This is a genomic window from Luteibacter sp. (genome assembly GCF_051958795.1).
GTDB lineage: Bacteria > Pseudomonadota > Gammaproteobacteria > Xanthomonadales > Rhodanobacteraceae > Luteibacter.
Window position 1 is genome coordinate 1 of sequence record NZ_JBQCFT010000054.1, and the last position, 15,884, is coordinate 15,884.

11 protein-coding genes are annotated in these 15,884 nt (G+C 65.7%); 4 read left to right on the forward strand and 7 right to left on the reverse strand.

Annotated features, from left to right (window positions below; translation table 11 throughout):
* Positions 1-2,395 (reverse strand): ATP-dependent RNA helicase HrpA (gene hrpA, locus ACTHLF_RS03025; protein ID WP_440324749.1); only part of this gene is annotated, 2,395 nt, incomplete at its 3' end.
* Positions 2,396-2,511: 116 nt separating this feature from the next.
* On the opposite strand from hrpA, the gene ACTHLF_RS03030 reads away from it, so the two are divergent.
* From ACTHLF_RS03030 to ACTHLF_RS03045, 4 genes are all read left to right on the forward strand, one after another.
* The gene (locus tag ACTHLF_RS03030) at positions 2,512-2,979 is read left to right on the forward strand and encodes a Dps family protein (protein WP_247328329.1); all 468 of its coding nucleotides are present in this window, start codon (positions 2,512-2,514) and stop codon (positions 2,977-2,979) included.
* Positions 2,980-3,185: 206 nt separating this feature from the next.
* Positions 3,186-5,786, forward strand: a complete 2,601-nt coding sequence (locus ACTHLF_RS03035) for a glycosyltransferase family 2 protein (RefSeq protein ID WP_440324751.1) — start codon at positions 3,186-3,188, stop codon at positions 5,784-5,786.
* 216 nt (positions 5,787-6,002) lie between these two features.
* Complete coding sequence (locus ACTHLF_RS03040) at positions 6,003-7,769, forward strand: autotransporter assembly complex protein TamA (protein WP_440324752.1); 1,767 nt, start codon at positions 6,003-6,005, stop codon at positions 7,767-7,769.
* An 11-nt stretch (positions 7,770-7,780) separates the two neighbouring features.
* Positions 7,781-11,530, forward strand: a complete 3,750-nt coding sequence (locus tag ACTHLF_RS03045; RefSeq protein ID WP_440324754.1) for a translocation/assembly module TamB domain-containing protein — start codon at positions 7,781-7,783, stop codon at positions 11,528-11,530.
* On the opposite strand, the gene ACTHLF_RS03050 is transcribed toward ACTHLF_RS03045, so the two are convergent.
* From ACTHLF_RS03050 to ACTHLF_RS03075, 6 genes are all read right to left on the reverse strand, one after another.
* Positions 11,527-11,949, reverse strand: coding sequence for a DUF2802 domain-containing protein (locus tag ACTHLF_RS03050; RefSeq protein WP_440324755.1), 423 nt, complete (start codon positions 11,947-11,949; stop codon positions 11,527-11,529). The genes ACTHLF_RS03045 and ACTHLF_RS03050 overlap by 4 nt on opposite strands.
* Positions 11,950-12,029: 80 nt before the next feature.
* The gene (locus ACTHLF_RS03055; RefSeq protein WP_440324757.1) at positions 12,030-13,367 is read right to left on the reverse strand and encodes a HipA domain-containing protein; all 1,338 of its coding nucleotides are present in this window, start codon (positions 13,365-13,367) and stop codon (positions 12,030-12,032) included.
* 126 nt (positions 13,368-13,493) lie between these two features.
* A complete protein-coding gene (locus ACTHLF_RS03060) occupies positions 13,494-13,943 on the reverse strand; it encodes a chemotaxis protein CheW (RefSeq protein ID WP_440324759.1) in 450 nt (149 codons plus the stop codon).
* Complete coding sequence (locus tag ACTHLF_RS03065; RefSeq protein WP_440324761.1) at positions 13,940-14,518, reverse strand: hypothetical protein; 579 nt, start codon at positions 14,516-14,518, stop codon at positions 13,940-13,942. Before ACTHLF_RS03065 ends, ACTHLF_RS03060 begins: the two co-directional genes overlap by 4 nt.
* Positions 14,515-15,303 carry a ParA family protein gene (locus ACTHLF_RS03070; protein ID WP_440324763.1) on the reverse strand — a complete coding sequence of 263 codons (789 nt, stop codon included), beginning with the start codon at positions 15,301-15,303 and terminating at the stop codon, positions 14,515-14,517. Before ACTHLF_RS03070 ends, ACTHLF_RS03065 begins: the two co-directional genes overlap by 4 nt.
* Positions 15,303-15,884, reverse strand: a 582-nt coding sequence (locus ACTHLF_RS03075) for an OmpA family protein (protein WP_440324765.1), incomplete at its 5' end; no start/stop codon positions are given. The genes ACTHLF_RS03070 and ACTHLF_RS03075, both read right to left, overlap by 1 nt.

Below are 15,884 nucleotides of genomic sequence, written 5' to 3' on the forward strand. Positions count from 1 at the left end.
GCTGGTTCGCACGGACGAAGTCCGCGCGGCTGTCGAGGTCGGCGCGGACCAGTGCCTCGCGCACGAAGATCTCGTGGGCGAGCCGCGGATCCTGCTTCTGGAACGTCACGGGGCGGCGCTCGACGAGCACCAGTCCGAACAGCGTCACCTGTTCGTAGGCGACCACGGTGCCCCGCTTGCGCGACCAGTGGGCATCGCGCGCGGTGGCACGCACCAGGTGGCTGGCCTGCTGCTCGACCCATGCCGGGTCGATCCGCGCATTCATCATGGCCCATACGCGACCGCCGATATCGATGATCTGCGCGGCGAAGATCCACGCTGGCGGCGCCTTGGCGAGCGCCGAGCCCGGGAACACCTGGAAGCGGCGCTCACGGGTGCCGCGGAATACGCCCTTCTCGTCCTTGTGGCCCACCTGCGTGGGCAGGCCGGCGAGCAGGCTGCGGTGGATCGATTCGAACAATGCATCGCCGGTCGGCGTGGCAGCCGTGTCCGGTTGTTCTTCGGTGGGAGCGCGCTTGCGCGCGATCGCGCGCGAGCGCGCTCCTACAGGCGCGGACTCGGCGACGGCCGAATCCCAGCTCATCTCGCGCGTCACCAGCGCGAGCTGGCGGTGCAGCTCGCGCCACTCGCGCATGCGCATGAATGACAGGAAGTGCCTTGAGCACCAGTCACGGAGCTTCGAGGAGGTGAGCTCCTCGGCGGCGGCGAGGTACGCCTTCCACAGGTTGAGGACGCCGACGAAGTCAGATTTCGGATCGGCGAACTGGGCGTGCGCGGCATCCGCCTGGCCGCGCGCCTCGGGTGGCCGTTCCCGCGGGTCCTGGATGGAGAGGAACGCGACGATCGTCATCAGGTCGGCCAGGCTGCCGAGGCGGCGCGCCTCGACCAGCATGCGCGCCAGTTGCACGTCGATCGGCAGGCGCGCGACGGTCCGGCCGATGGCCGTGAGCTTGCGGGCATCGTCGATCGCACCGATTTCGGCGAGGCGACGGTAACCATCGGCGACGACGCGCGGGTCCGGCGCTTCCAGGAACGGGAAGTCCTCGACCTCGCCCAGGTCAAGCGCCAGCATGCGCAGGATGACGTTGGCGAGCGACGAACGGAGCAGCTCGGGGTCTGTGAATTCCGGGCGCAGGATGAAATCCTGCTCTTCATACAGGCGATAGCAGATGCCGGGACCGATGCGACCGCAGCGGCCCTTGCGCTGGTTGGCGGCGGCCTGCGAGATCGGTTCGATGTGCAGCCGCTCCAACTGGCCGCGCTGGCTGTAGCGCTTCACGCGCGCCGTGCCGGGATCCACCACGTAACGGATGCGCGGTACGGTGAGCGAGGTTTCGGCGACGTTGGTGGCCAGCACGATGCGTCGCTTCGGCCCGGGCCGGAACACGCGATCCTGCTCATTGGCCGAGAGGCGCGCATACAGCGCCAGCACCTCGGTCTCGCGATACTGGCGGCGCGACAGCAACAGGTGTGCGTCGCGGATCTCACGCTCGCCCGGCAGGAACACCAGCACGTCGCCGCGCGGGTCCTCGCGGGTGATCTCGTCCATGACATCGGCGATCTGCTGGGAAAGATTGCCCTCGCCCTTCTCGCCGGGCGGGCGGTATCGCACCTCCACCGGGAAGGTGCGGCCTTCCACGGCGATGACGGGTGCATTGCCGAAATGCTCCGCGAAACGCGCGGTATCGATCGTGGCCGAAGTGACGATGACCTTCAGGTCAGGCCGGCGCTGGCACAGCCGCTTCAGGTAGCCGAGCAGGAAATCGATGTTGAGGCTGCGCTCGTGGGCCTCGTCGATGATGATCGTGTCGTAGGCGGACAACCATGGATCACCCTGCGTTTCGGCCAGGAGGATGCCATCGGTCATGAACTTGACCAGGGCCTGGTCGGAGACCTTTTCCGTAAAGCGGACCTGGAAACCGACCTTGTCGCCCAGCGGGGTCGAGAGCTCCTCGGCCACGCGGGCGGCCACCGAGCGCGCGGCCAGCCGGCGTGGCTGGGTGCAGCCGATCAGGCCCGCCTCGCCACGCCCGGCAGCCAGGCACAGCTTCGGCAGCTGGGTGGTCTTGCCGGAGCCGGTCTCGCCGGCGATGACCACGACCTGGTTCTCGCGGATGAGTTTGATGATGTCATCGGCACGCGCGGCGATCGGCAGCGACTCATCGACCGCGATGGCGGGCTTGCTGGCGGCCCGGGCCGCACGACGGGCCATCGACGCGGCGATCTCCTGGCCGAGCTGCTCGATGCGGCCGGCCTCCGGCTTGCGCTGCAGGCCGCGCCAGCGCCCGAGCAGGCGCCCGTAGTCGCGGCTGGCCACGCGCGGCAGCGCATCGCGCAGCTCTTTCAGGCGCGGGTCGGTGGGCGGGTGTCGGGTAGGGGTCTGCGGGGTACTCATGGGGACGCTAATGATAGCGTGTGCCTATCAATAGGATCAGAATCTTTCATTTCACGGCCACGGGGGTGGCCGGTACGATGGTCCCATTCCACTGCTAAACCAAGGAGAGTCGAGAGATGGCCATTGATATCGGCATTGCCAAGAAGGACCGCGAAGCGGTCGCCAAGCACCTTTCCAAGCTGCTGGCGGACACTTATTCGCTTTACCTGAAGACCCACAGTTTCCATTGGAATATCACCGGTCCCCAGTTCAATAGCCTGCACAATATGTTCGAGGTCCAGTACAACGAACTGTGGACGGCGGCCGATGAAATCGCCGAGCGCATCCGCATCCTCGACGTGTTCGCCCCCGGCTCCTATAGCCAGTTCGGCAAGCTGACCTCGATCAAGGAAGAGTCGGGCGTGCCCGAGTGGAAGGACATGGTGGCCCAGCTGGTCGAAGGCCATGAAATCGCGGCGGCGACCTCCCGTGAGGTGATCAAGGCGGCCGACGAGGCCGGCGACGAGGGCAGCGCAGACATGGTCACTGGCCGCCTGAAGGAACACGAGAAGACCGCCTGGATGCTGCGTAGCCTCCTCAAATAAGCCTCATCCACCCCTTGTGGGAGCGCGCTTGCGCGCGATTAAGGCCCGGCCCGAAAGCCGGGCCTTTTTTATCGCTTAACCCCATTTTCACTGAGGCAACCCTGACCGGCCATTCAGCCCGGCGTTGAGCCATTCCCCACCGTTCGTTAAGCTCCCCCGGTTACCTCATTGAAGCCACTCGGGGGCCGATCGGTCCGGGGAATGTTTTGAGCGCTGCCACCACGACCGACCGAAGCCACCCCATCCTCGTCGCGGTGATCCTCGCGATCGTCGTTGCCGGCCTGAATTATGGCCTGTGGCTCGTGGCCAACCTCCCCAATGGCCCGTCCGACTGGAACGCGCCGGTGCCCGGTTTCGCGTTCACCGCGTACCAGCGTTACCAGAACCCGATGAAGGGCGACACGTCGACCGATCCCGAGATCGACAGTGACCTGCGGCTGATCAAGCGCTACTCGCCACGCATTCGCACCTACTCGATGCTGGAGAACCCACAGGTCGCGCGCCTTGCCGACAAGGAAGGCCTGGACCTGATGGCCGGCGCCCTGATCGATACCCGGCTGGAGAACAACGAGCGCGAGATCGATGCGCTGGTCGCCCAGGCCCGTCGTTATCCGAAGACCATTAGCCGGGTCATCGTCGGCAACGAGGTCCTGTTCCGCGGCGACCTGAAGCCCGAGCAGGTCATGGGCTACCTCGACCGCGTCCGTGCGGCGGTGAAGCAGCCGGTGTCGGTCGCCGAGCCGTTCCATATCTGGCTGCAGAACCCCGAGCTCGCCAACCACGTCGATTTCATCACCGTCCATCTGTTCCCCTACTGGAACGGCATCGCCGCCCGCGATGGCGTCGTCGACGCGATCGAGAGCTACAAGGCCCTGGTGCAGCGGTTCCCCGGCAAGCATGTCGTCATTGGCGAGATCGGCTGGCCTTCCAACGGCGACCGCTTCAAGCGCGCCTATCCCAGCGTGTCGAACGAAGCGATCTTCCTGCGCTCGTTCTTCAACATGGCCAGGGCCAACAAGATCGATGACTACTACGTGCTGGAAGCGATCGACCAGCCGTGGAAGGAAAACCTGGGCGAAGGCCGCACCGGCGCGTACTGGGGCATGTTCAACGCCGACCGCCAGCTCAAGTTCCCGTTCACGGGCCCGGTCACCGAGGACGTGAAGTGGCCCTGGAAGGCGATCGCGGCTTCCGCACTCGCCTTCATCCCGATGCTGTGGTTCGGCATCGCGTTCCGCCGCTTCAAGCTCGCCGGCCTGCTGTTCATGATGGGCCTGATCCAGCTGGCCTGCGGCCTGATCGTGTGGTCGGCCACCCTGCCCTTCAATTTCTACCTCGGCCCGTTCGACTGGGCCATGCTCATCCTGCTGTTCCCCGCGCAGGTCGCGATCCTCGGCATCCTGCTGATCAACGGCTTCGAGTTCACCGAAGTGCTGTGGCGGCGGAAGTGGATCCGCCATGCCGGCATGCTGCCGCCCGATCCGGTCGAGCGGCAGCCGTTCGTCTCCATCCACCTGGCCTGCCACAACGAGCCGCCGGAGATGGTGCAGATCACGCTGGATTCGCTGGCGGCGCTCGACTACGAGAACTTCGAAGTCCTGGTGCTGGACAACAACACCAAGGACCCGGCGGTGTGGAAGCCGGTCGAGGAGTACTGCCAGAAGCTCGGCCCGAAGTTCCGCTTCTTCCATCTCGAGCCGTGGCCGGGCTACAAGGCGGGCGCGCTGAATTTCGGCCTGACCGCCACCGACGAGCGCGCCGACGTGGTCGCGGTGATCGATGCCGACTACGTGGTGCGCGAGGACTGGCTCGCCACGCTGACCGGCTATTTCCACGACCCGAAGGTGGCCGTGGTGCAGTGCCCGCAGGCGCATCGCGATTTCGAGAAGAACCGCTTCCGCCGCATGACGGCCTGGGAATACGACGGCTTCTTCCGCATCGGCATGCACCATCGCAACGAGCGCAACGCGATCATCCAGCACGGCACCATGACCATGGTGCGCCGCTCGGCGCTGGAAGGCACCGGCGGCTGGTCCGAGTGGACGATCTGCGAGGACGCCGAGCTCGGCCTGCGCCTGATGCACGCGGGTTATGAGCTCGTCTATGTCGACGAACTCATGGGCAAGGGCCTGACCCCTGCCGACTTCAAGGCCTACAAGAGCCAGCGCTACCGCTGGGCGTTCGGCGCCATGCAGATCCTGAAGGGTCGATGGCACTGGATGACCGGCAAGGGTCCGCTTTCCGCCGGCCAGCGCTTCCACTTCCTCACCGGCTGGTTCAGCTGGTTTGCGGACGCTCTGCACTACATCTTCACCATGATGGGCCTGTTCTGGACCGCGGGCATGATCGCCGCACCGGATTACTTCAACCTGCCCATGCAGCTCTTCATGATCCCGGTCATCGGGTTCTTCTTCGCCAAGGCCATCTTCGGCGTGGTGCTCTACCGTGCGCGCGTCCCGTGCAGCTGGTACGACACCCTCATGGCCTCGGTGGCCAGCATGGGCCTTTCGCATGCCATCGCGCGCGGCATCCTGCACGGGCTGACCCGCGAGAAGACCGCGTTCGTGGTGACGGCCAAGAGCCGTCGCATGGGCGGCAGCAGCTTTGCGGCATTCAATCCTGTGCGTGAGGAAGTCCTCATGGCACTCGCGCTGCTCTTCGCGATCATCGGCATGGCGATGCACTACGGCACGCAATACGTCGAGAGCACGCTGTGGATGTTCATCCTGGGTGCGCAATCCATCCCGTACGTATCGGCGATGGCTGGCGCATGGATCGCCCACCAATCGGGCGACGAAGCAGGCTAAGGCGGCAGGCGCGCCCCGATTTTTCTTGTGGGAGCGCGCTTGCGCGCGATGTGTTTACGCGAAGGCCTTCACGCCATTCAGCTTTGTCTTCCTGTATCTATCGACCCGGGCGCAACCGCGCTGTAAGTTAGACCCTTACTGAGGGGCGCCCGGATGCGCCCGCCCCGGGCGGCATTGCCGCCTGCATGGCCTTGGATCACGACCGGAAGGACGCACATGCGCCTAACCAGACGCCATGGACTGCTGCTTCTGCCGTGGTTCCTCCTCCCCGCTGCCGCGCAAGCGGGCGTCGTCCTGAACGTGGATGGCGTGGACGAAAACCTGAAGAACGCCGTCGTCGCGGGCGTCGAGCTCAGCCAGTACGCCGCGCGCGATGTCACTGACGCGCAGATCCGCCGCCTCTATGCGAACGCGCCCGACCAGGTGCAGGCGGCGTTGCGCCCGTATGGTTATTACGAGGCGACGGCCACCGGCGATCTCAAGCAGGTCGGCAACAACTGGCAGGTCACCCTGCACGTGGTCCCCGGCACTCCAGTGAAGGTTACGGCGGTGAACGTCGCCATCGACGACACGGCAGCGAAGGTCCCGGCGATCCGCCGTGCCCTGCGCGGTGTCGATAACCTGAAAGACAAACCCATGAACGACGGGCAGTACGATGCGGCGCGCGACGCGGTCAGCGGCGCGCTCACTGCCACGGGGTTCCTTGATGCAAAGCTCGTGACGCATCGCGTCGAGGTGAACCGTGCCGAGCACAGCGCGAAGGTGGACCTGAAGTGGGAGACCGGCGAGCGCTACCGCTACGGCCATGTGAACTTCAAGAACTCGCAGTTCCGTGATGGCTTCCTCAACCGCTACCTTCCGTTCAAGAGCGGCGACTATTTCTCGCAGGACCAGTTGCTCCAGCTGCAGCAGGCCCTGAACGGCGCGGACTATTTCGCCGTGGTCAACGTGATTCCCGACACCGATAACGCGAAGGACGGCACGGTCGACGTCAACGTCGAGCTGGCTCCGGCCAAGCGCACGATCTACACCGGCGGCCCGTTCTTCGGCACCGACACCGGGCCGGGCCTGCGCGGCGGCATCGAGAAACGCTGGATCAATGACCGCGGCCATAAGTGGAAGAACGAACTGGTCGTGGCGCAGCGGCTCAAGACGCTTTCCACGCTGTACCAGATCCCCATGCCGGGCCCTAACCAGCGCAGCTTCAACTTCGGCGCCAACTATCGCGATGCAAACACGGTCACCTCGAAGTCGCGCACGCTGCAACTGGTCGCCAACGAAACGCGGCTGTGGCACGGCTGGACCCGTACGATCGGCATGAATGCCCTCACCGGCACGTTCACCGTGGGCAAGCGCGGTGGCGAAGGCGACAACGCGCTGGGCCTGGAACACGGCACGAGCACCCTGCTCTATCCGGAGATTTCGCTCAGCCGCAAGAAGGGCGATAACCCGACGTTCGTGCGCAGCGGCTGGTCGCTGACGCTTACCGCACGCAGCACGGTCGGCACGCTGCTCTCCGATGCGAGCTTCTCAACGATCTTGGGCGATGCGAAGTGGATCCAGTCGTTCTGGGGCCGCAACCGCCTGATCCTGCGCGGCACCGCCGGCAAGACCTGGACCAACGATTTCAGTGCCCTGCCCCCGCAGCTGCGCTTCTTCGCCGGTGGCGACCGTAGCGTGCGCGGCTATGACTTCGAGAGCATCGGCCCGCGCAACGCATATGGACGGGTCATCGGCGGCGAAAGCCTGCTGGTCGGCAGTACCGAGGTGGAACATTACTTCACGCGCAACTGGGGCATGGCCGCCTTCGTCGATGCGGGCAATGCCTTCACCGGCACCGACTATCGGCCACGCGTCGGCACCGGCCTCGGCGTACGCTGGCTATCGCCGGTCGGCATGATCCGCCTGGACGTGGCCGTGCCGGTGCATGACAAGAACGAACATGGCATCCACCTGCATGTCGTGATCGGGCCGGACCTGTGAGGAGCGCGGGCATGAAATGGTTGATCCGCGCCGGCATCGCCCTGGGCATCCTTGTCCTCGTCGTCGTGCTGGGCCTCTGGTGGCTCGTGGGCACGGCGAGCGGGCTACGCTTCGCGCTGCGCCAGGCCGCTGGCTTCACCGATAACGCGCTGAGTGTGACGCAGGCCGAAGGCCGCCTCGCAGGCCCGCTCGACCTCTCGGGCGTGCGCTACAAGGATGGCAAGGGCCTCGACGTGCGCGTGGCGAAAGCGCACGTGGATTTTTCCTTCAGCGCGCTGCTCGGCAGGAAGGCGCATGTCTACACCTTGACGGTCGATGGCGTCGACGTAGCGCTACCGCCGAGCCAGCCGGAAACGAACGAACCCAGCGAGCCGTTCTCGCTCGAACCGCCGCTGGATATCGTGCTCGACCACGTGAAAGTCGGGCACGTGAAGGTCACGCAAGCCGGGCAGCCGGTCTTCGAATCGAACTCACTGGATCTCGCGGCGTCGTGGACCGGCAAGGGCATCGCCGTAAGCCGGCTAGCCCTGCGCGCTCCGGATGGCCAGGCCGATCTCTCAGGTAACCTCGCCGTAGGCAAGGGTTACAAGGGCGACGGCAAGGCCGGGTTCCAGTGGAAAGTGGGCGATATCGACTACGCCGGCGACCTGGAAGCGCACAGCGATGGCGCGAAAGCGCACACCATCATCAAGCTGCGTCTGCCGTTCGTCGCGCAGGTGGACGCCAACCTCGTGCAGAGCGGCGATTTCGCCTGGACCGCTTCCATCGACGCACCGCGCTTCGACCCGAAGCCGCTGCTGGGCGATGGCAGCCTTGATGCGTTGAGCCTGGCGCTGCGGGGTTCCGGCGACCGCTACAGCGCGAAGCTCACCGGCGACGTCGGCATCAACGACTACCAGATGCACCTGGCACCGATCGATGCCGCCTTCGATCACGAGTACAAGCGGCTCACGCTCAACGAACTCACGGTCGGATCGCCACAGGTCAAGGGTGCGCTCACGGCGAAAGGCACCGTCGAGATCGCCGCCAACCCGCTCACCGCGGATCTTGCGCTGCAGTGGAAGGATGTCCTCGTCCCCGAGGACGTTGCCGGGCAGGTGCTGGCGAGCTCCGGTAAGCTCACCTTCCAGGGTGGCGCGGAGTCCTACCACGCGCTGGGCGACGTCGACATCGGGCCGCCGGACCACCTCGGCAAGTTCACCCTGGATGTGAACGGCAAGCCGGACGTCATCGATATCCACACGCTGGAACTGAAACAGCCGAACGGCGATCTCGCGGCCAGCGGCAGCGTCACGCTCAAGCCCGGCATCGCCTGGAAGCTCGACCTCAAGGGCGATCGCTTCGATCCGGGCCAGCTCCTTGCCGAGTGGGCCGGTGCACTGAACCTCGATCTCTCCACCGAAGGCCGGCTGGTCAACGATGAACCGCTCGGCACGCTGGAGCTGCGCAAGCTCGACGGCACGCTGCGCCAGCGTCCCCTGCGCGGCAACGGCAAGCTTGAGCTGAAACCGCACCAGGTCGTCAACGGCAAGCTCGACCTGGCGTCCGGCGGCAGCACTATTTCGCTCGACGCGAAGGGTGATACCGCGAACGATGCGCAGCTGAAACTGGCCATCGCGTCACTCGGCGACTGGTTGCCGGATGCCGGTGGCCGTGTCCAGGGCACGATCAATGCGAAGGGCAACGTACCGAAACTCGCGGTGAAGGCCGATCTGCGCGGCAGCGCCATCGTCTACGCAGGACAGAAGGTCGATGCGCTCACCGTGAACGCCGATATCCCCGATATCAGTGCGCCGGGTGGCAAGCTCGATGTCGTCGCTACCGGTGCCAACACGGGTGGCCTCGTGTTCGATCGAATCGCCGTGAATGCCGACGGGACGCAGGATCGCCACCAGCTATCGATCGATGCGCGCGGCAAGCCGCTGACGACCGACCTCAAGCTGTCAGGTTCATACAAGGACAACGCCTGGAACGGCACGCTCTCCGCGCTCAACATCACCTTCCAGGGCCTGCCGCAGTTCCGCCTGCAGAACGCCAGCCAGCTCGCCTTCAAGGATGGCGCCATGAGCATGAGCGACCTGTGCCTTACCGCGGGCGATCCGTTGCTGTGCGTCGCGGCGAAGCAGGACAAGGGTGGCAACCTCGACGCCAGCTACCGTTTGCGCCACGTCCCGCTCGCCCTCATCATGACCGCGGCCGAAGCGGGCAACACGCCGATGCGCGCGGACGGGATGATCGAAGGTGACGGCAGCATTCGCCGCACTTCGGCGGGCGCTTTGTCGGGCCAGGCGAACATCACCTCCGCGCACGGTTCCATCGTTTACCCGGACCGTAGCGAGCAACCCCTGCTCGTCTACGACAACCTCGCGCTCAATGCCCAGCTCGCACCCGACAGCCAGCGCGCGACCCTCAATGCCACGCTCAATGATGGCGGCACGCTCGCCGGCAATGTATCGGTCACCGGTGCCCAGCAGGCGCTGGGCGGAAACGTTGCACTGCATCTGAAGAACCTTTCCGTCATCGAGCTGTTCACCACGGAAATCGATGCTGTAAAGGGCGGCCTCGATGCCAACTTCAACCTCGGCGGCACGGTAGCCGCGCCGGCCATCACCGGGCAGGCACTGCTGGCCGGCTTCGGCGCCGAAGTGCCGAGCGCGGGCCTGAAACTGCACGACGGCCGGATCAGCGTGAGCACGACCGACGCGACCAACTACGCCGTGGATGGAACGATCCGCTCCGGCGATGGCACGCTGGGCATCAAGGGCACGGCCGCGTTGGGCGCCGGCGCGCAGATGCGTCTTGGCATCGAGGGTTCGAAGTTCACCGCCGTCGACATCCCCGCGGCCAAGGCCATCGTCTCCCCCGACCTCACGATCGTGCAGGATGCCAAGGGGATGAACGTGACGGGCAAGGTCGGCATCGACATGGCCGACGTGAACGTCGAGCGCCTGCCCGGCGCGGGTGCGACCAAGGCTTCGTCCGATGTCGTGGTCGTCGACGACAAGGCCCAGGAGGCGGCGGCGGAAGCCTCGCCGATAAGCGCCGATATCAGCGTCAACCTTGGCCAGAAGCTGCACCTGGTCGGCTTCGGCATCGATGGCCGGATTACCGGCGTGATCGATGTACGCGAGCGCCCGGGCCGCGCGACGACGGGCCAGGGCCAGGTGACGGTGGATGGTACGTATAAGGCTTACGGACAGGACCTGAAAATCGAACAGGGCCAGCTGTTGTTCGCGAGTACGCCCATCGATAATCCTGGCCTCAATATCCGCGCTGCGCGCACGTTGAATCCGAACGCCACGATCGACGACGGGCAGAAGGTCGGCCTGTACGTATCCGGCACGGCGCGCCGCCCGATCCTTACCGTGTTCTCCAACCCGGTGATGGAACAGTCCGACGCCCTCTCCTACCTGGTCACCGGCAAGCCGCTCTCGCAGGTGAAGGGTGGCGAAGGAAACATGGTGGGTGCGGCCGCGCAGGCGCTGGGTTCAGCGGCTGGCGATTTGCTCGCCAAGAGCGTGGGCTCGCGCATCGGCGTCGACGACATCGGCGTGAGCAATAACGATGCGCTTGGCGGCACGTCTGCCTTCACCGTCGGCAAGTACCTCTCGCCGCGCCTCTACCTGAGCTACGGCGTCGGCCTGTTCGATCCGGGCCAGGTGATCACGTTGCGCTACCTCTTCAGCCACCGCTGGAACTTCGAAGCGCAGAACGCGACGGATTTCAGCCGGGCGAGTTTGAACTACCGGTTGGAGCGCTAGCGCGCCGAGTGAAGACGATGAAGCAGCTCGGCTTCCGTGAGGGAAATGCCGCAGGTCTCGGCGATGTCCTGCGGTGTGGCGCCCTGTCGTGCCAGGCGCTGGGCGAGCGCGAGCGCGCGATCGCTGGCGGTGCCCGGTTCTGCGGCGACTGACACTGTCGGGTTACGGCGGACCTGGTCTTCGATGTCGCCCAGGCGGCTTTCCAGACGGCGGAGCATGCCGGCCAACTGATCCTGCTGGACACCTGCAGCTACCGACGCAGGCGCGGCCTCAGGCTCTGCGGCCGCGGGCGTCGCTTCCGGCACGTGGGTCGGCGTCGGCGCGGGCACGTTGCCCAGCCGGCGGAACAGGAGCAGCAGGCCGATGAGGTTCAGGGCGGCCAGTGCGATCAGCACGTAGCCAATGACGGCAGCGTTCATGCGGGTGTGGGCTCCGGGTTAGCGGGGACACGGTAGCGCATTGGGTGGTGGTGCACTAGGGATCGCGCACCCGTGCGGTGTTATCGAAGCCGGGTCGATAGCTGCTGCGCGCGGTCTGCAGCCCATTGCGACCAACCAGGCGAAACAAGTTCATGACGGGAGACCTCATCCCACGTATCGCGGGCGATGAGCACCGCGTCCATGTCGTCGACCCTCGGCGGAGGTTCGGATACCAGCGGCGGAACCGTTCCACTTGGGGTGGGTACCCAGCGCATCGGAGTCATGTCGTAAGCCGGGGCGACGGAGAGCCATGGCTTTTCCCGCTCGGCGAGCAGGAATGAGAGATTGCCCATGTGCATATCGGTGTTGGCAAGCAAATGACCGATGGAGGCGAGGCGGCGCGCCTTTTTGACTTGTTCTTCCTCCACCGCACCGCGGCGCTCGAGGTGTTCCACAGCGCCGACCCATCCATGCTGCGGGCCGGTGTAACCGAATGTCTGGGCTAGTGAACGTAACGATGCCATCCCGACGTGGCCATGCCAGCCCACGCGGTCAAAGCGATCAGTCTCCAGCCAGATGCGGTCGTCGTGCCTCCAGACCTGGGTCGGCGCTGCACTGATGCCGTGCAACAGCATCATCTGAGCGGCGACTGCTTCGGTCACCATGATGTCGCCCCACCGCTCGGCCGCGGGATCGCCTGCTATGGGCGGGGAGAACTTCACCAGCACCGAGCGCGGCGGATATCCGACGCCATCATCAACCAGGGCCGTGAACTTCGGCTGCTCGCCGTCTGCGGACGCGCCGACCATGACCCCATCGAGCACGAGTCGCGCGCGTTCGGCATAGAGAGCCCGACGCGCGGCGGCCGGCATGGGCTCGCCGCTGGTCTCGACGATACGCTCCAGCCCGACGTTTCCTCGCCAGTCCCAGGGTTGCTGGATCGCGGCATCAATCACCTGGTCTTCTGTCCAGGCGTTTACATCAAGCGTCCAGCCATGGGCGTGGGCGTGCTCCCGTACCCATGCGCGTCCCAGGAAGCCTGCTGGGCGGAACGCTTCGAGGAACCAGGGAAGCCCCTGGAATACCCCGGACATGCCTTCCCGCTCGCCCAATCGCATCCATGCCGGAGCTCCGGACGTGAGCGCGACCCACCACTGGCCCGCCACAAGGGCGACCAGGGTAGCCACCGTCTGGTCTTGCCCGGCCTGGTCTCGTATTACGATGGGTACCGGCGGCACGTCCGGCCGGGATAGCGCATATGCCCGTCGCTTCGCCTGGCCCATCGAGACGAGATTCGGCTCTGCTTTCACGGCTCGTTGGAAGCTGCGCTCAGTGCCGACATGGTCGGCGACCCGACGGTAAAGCTCGCTTGCTTGAAGCGCGCCCCAGCGGGTCAGGGCATCCGAAATGGCAGGCATAACGTCGAGCCCTGTCGCAAACGAGGTTAGAAAAAATCCTTCAACGACAACAGCCTACAAGCGATTTGTCGGGAAACGATTTTTCAGCCCGTTTTTATTCAGCTAGCGTTTATATTTCGATTCAACTTACGCCCGGCAGAGCCGGGGCACGTCCACTAGTGCGATAAAACCATCATCGCGGGTGATCACGCCGCTGACGGGGTCATCGCGGCGGGCCGCTCGGCCGGGGGGTGGCGGGGCGATCTCGGTGGCGTCGAACTGGAGCATCTCGCCGATCACGTCGATGCGCAGGCCCACCGTCGTACCGGCGTCGTCGAACACGATGACGCGCTGGGCGTCCTGTTCGTCTTCCGCGGCGACACCGTCAAGGCCGAAGCGGCGGCGGCCGTCGAGGACCGGGACGATCTGGCCGCGCAGGTTCACGATACCGAGCACGTCGGATGGTGCGCCGGGCACGGGCGTGATGTCGCCGGGGCGGATCACTTCGCGCACGGCGGCGAGCGAGACGGCGTAGCGCTGCCCTTTCAGGCCGAATTCGAGCCAGAGGTCCCGGCCTTCGTGTTTGACATCACTCACGGGCCAAGCTCCTGTTCCAGCCATGCGATGAGGGCGGTGGTGCCGATGACGCCACACCGCAGTTCTTTGGACATGCCGGCGAGCCATGGGCGCGTGGTCGCGCCTTCGCGCCACATCACGCTCGCGCTATCGATTTCGACCGGCTCGTCGGTGACTTCGCAGGCCAGCGCCCAGCGCCTGTCGCCCAACAAGACCAGCGTAGGCGCGTGCGCGCCCGCCATGTCAGGCGAAAGGATCGCGGCCAGGTCGGCGACACGGGCTTCACCGCTGGGGTGCCGCCAGCGGCCGAGGCAGATGGGATTGGCGTGATGCGGAGGCGACAACGGCGGCATCGGCAACATATGCGTGATGTCGGCCATGGACACAGCCACCTTGACGCCTGCCGCGACACACAGCAGGTAGCGCGGCGGCGGTACCGCCTCCTCGATATCGGGGGCAGCCGGTGCGTTCCGCCAGGATTCAATCGCTACGACCTTCACCTCGGCAGGAGCATCGGCGGCAACCGGCGCCGGCGTCAGCAACTCGGCGAGGTAGTGGGCGACGATCTGCTCGGCGTCGTTCATATTGCCGATCACGCTGCCGCGTCCGTGAGCGATGTGTCCGCTTTTGCGAGCAGTTCCGCGAGCAGCTGGCGATACGCCTGGCCGCCCCGGCGAGCCGCCGGCCACGACGCGAGCGGGACTCCCGCAGCGCTGGCCTCGCGGATCTGTGTATCCGTAGGAATGACCGCTTCGCTGACGATCTCGCCGTATTGCTCGCGCAGCTGCGCGAGGCACGCGCGCGACGCATGCGTACGCGCATCGAACAATGTCGGCACGATGGTGCGTGGCATGGGCTTGCCCCGCGAGCGCTCGATCATCGACAGGCTGCGCAGCATGCGTTCGAGGCCTGCCAGGGCCAGCGCTTCCGTCTGCGTGGGTACAAGCAGCCGGTCGCTCGCGGCTAGCGCATTGACCATGAGCACGCCAAGCGTCGGCGGGCAGTCGAGCAGGACATGGTCGAAATCGGAGGCGAGTTCGGCGAGCGCGGTGCTGAGCACGAGGCCCATGCCCGGCTTGGTGCCAAGGTGGCGATCGAGCGTGATCATGGCGGCGGATGCAGGCAGCACGCTGAGGCGATCCCACTGCGTGGCGTGCACCAGCGTACCGACGGGCAGCGGGTTGCCGCTCACGCCGAACAGATCGTAGACGCTGCCATGTGCGCCGCCTTCGACGCCGATGTAGCCGGACAGCGACGCGTGCGGATCCATGTCGACCAGCAGCGTGCGCTTGCCATCGGCGGCGAGCATGCTGCCCAGCGACATCGCGGTGGTCGTCTTGCCGACGCCGCCCTTCTGGTTGGAGATGGCCCAGACCTGCATCAGGGTGCCACTCCCTGCGTCGGCAACGGCGGGGTCGCGCCCTTGTCACTCATCACCACGATGACCACGCGGCGATTGTGGTTGCGCCCGTCATCGGTCGTGTTCGGAGCGGACGGACGGAACTCGCCCCAGCCCATGATGCCGACGCGGTGCGGGTCCACCCCCTGCTCCGTGAGCAAGCGCGCGACGGTGGCCGCGCGCGCCGCCGACAGCTCCCAGTTCGAAGGAAACGTCGCGGTCGCGATCGGGGTGTTATCGGTGTAGCCCTCGACGCGCATGCTGTTCGGAAACGGCGCGAGGATGCCCGCAAGCTTGCGGATGACGTCTTCCGCGGCGGGCTGCAGCTTCGCAACGCCCACGGGGAAAAGGATATCGGTGCGCACTTCGATCTCGAGCCAGTCCTGGGTCTGCCGCACGCTCACCAGGCTCTTGTCGATCAGCGGCTTCATCGCGCGCTTCACTTCATCGGAGATCTGGCTGAGGCTGGCTTCCTCGGTCTTGCCTACCGTGCTGTTATCGGCCGGCGCGGTCTGGCGTTTCTCGCCCGGCTGCGGCTCGGCCGCCGCACCCTCGTGGCCGGG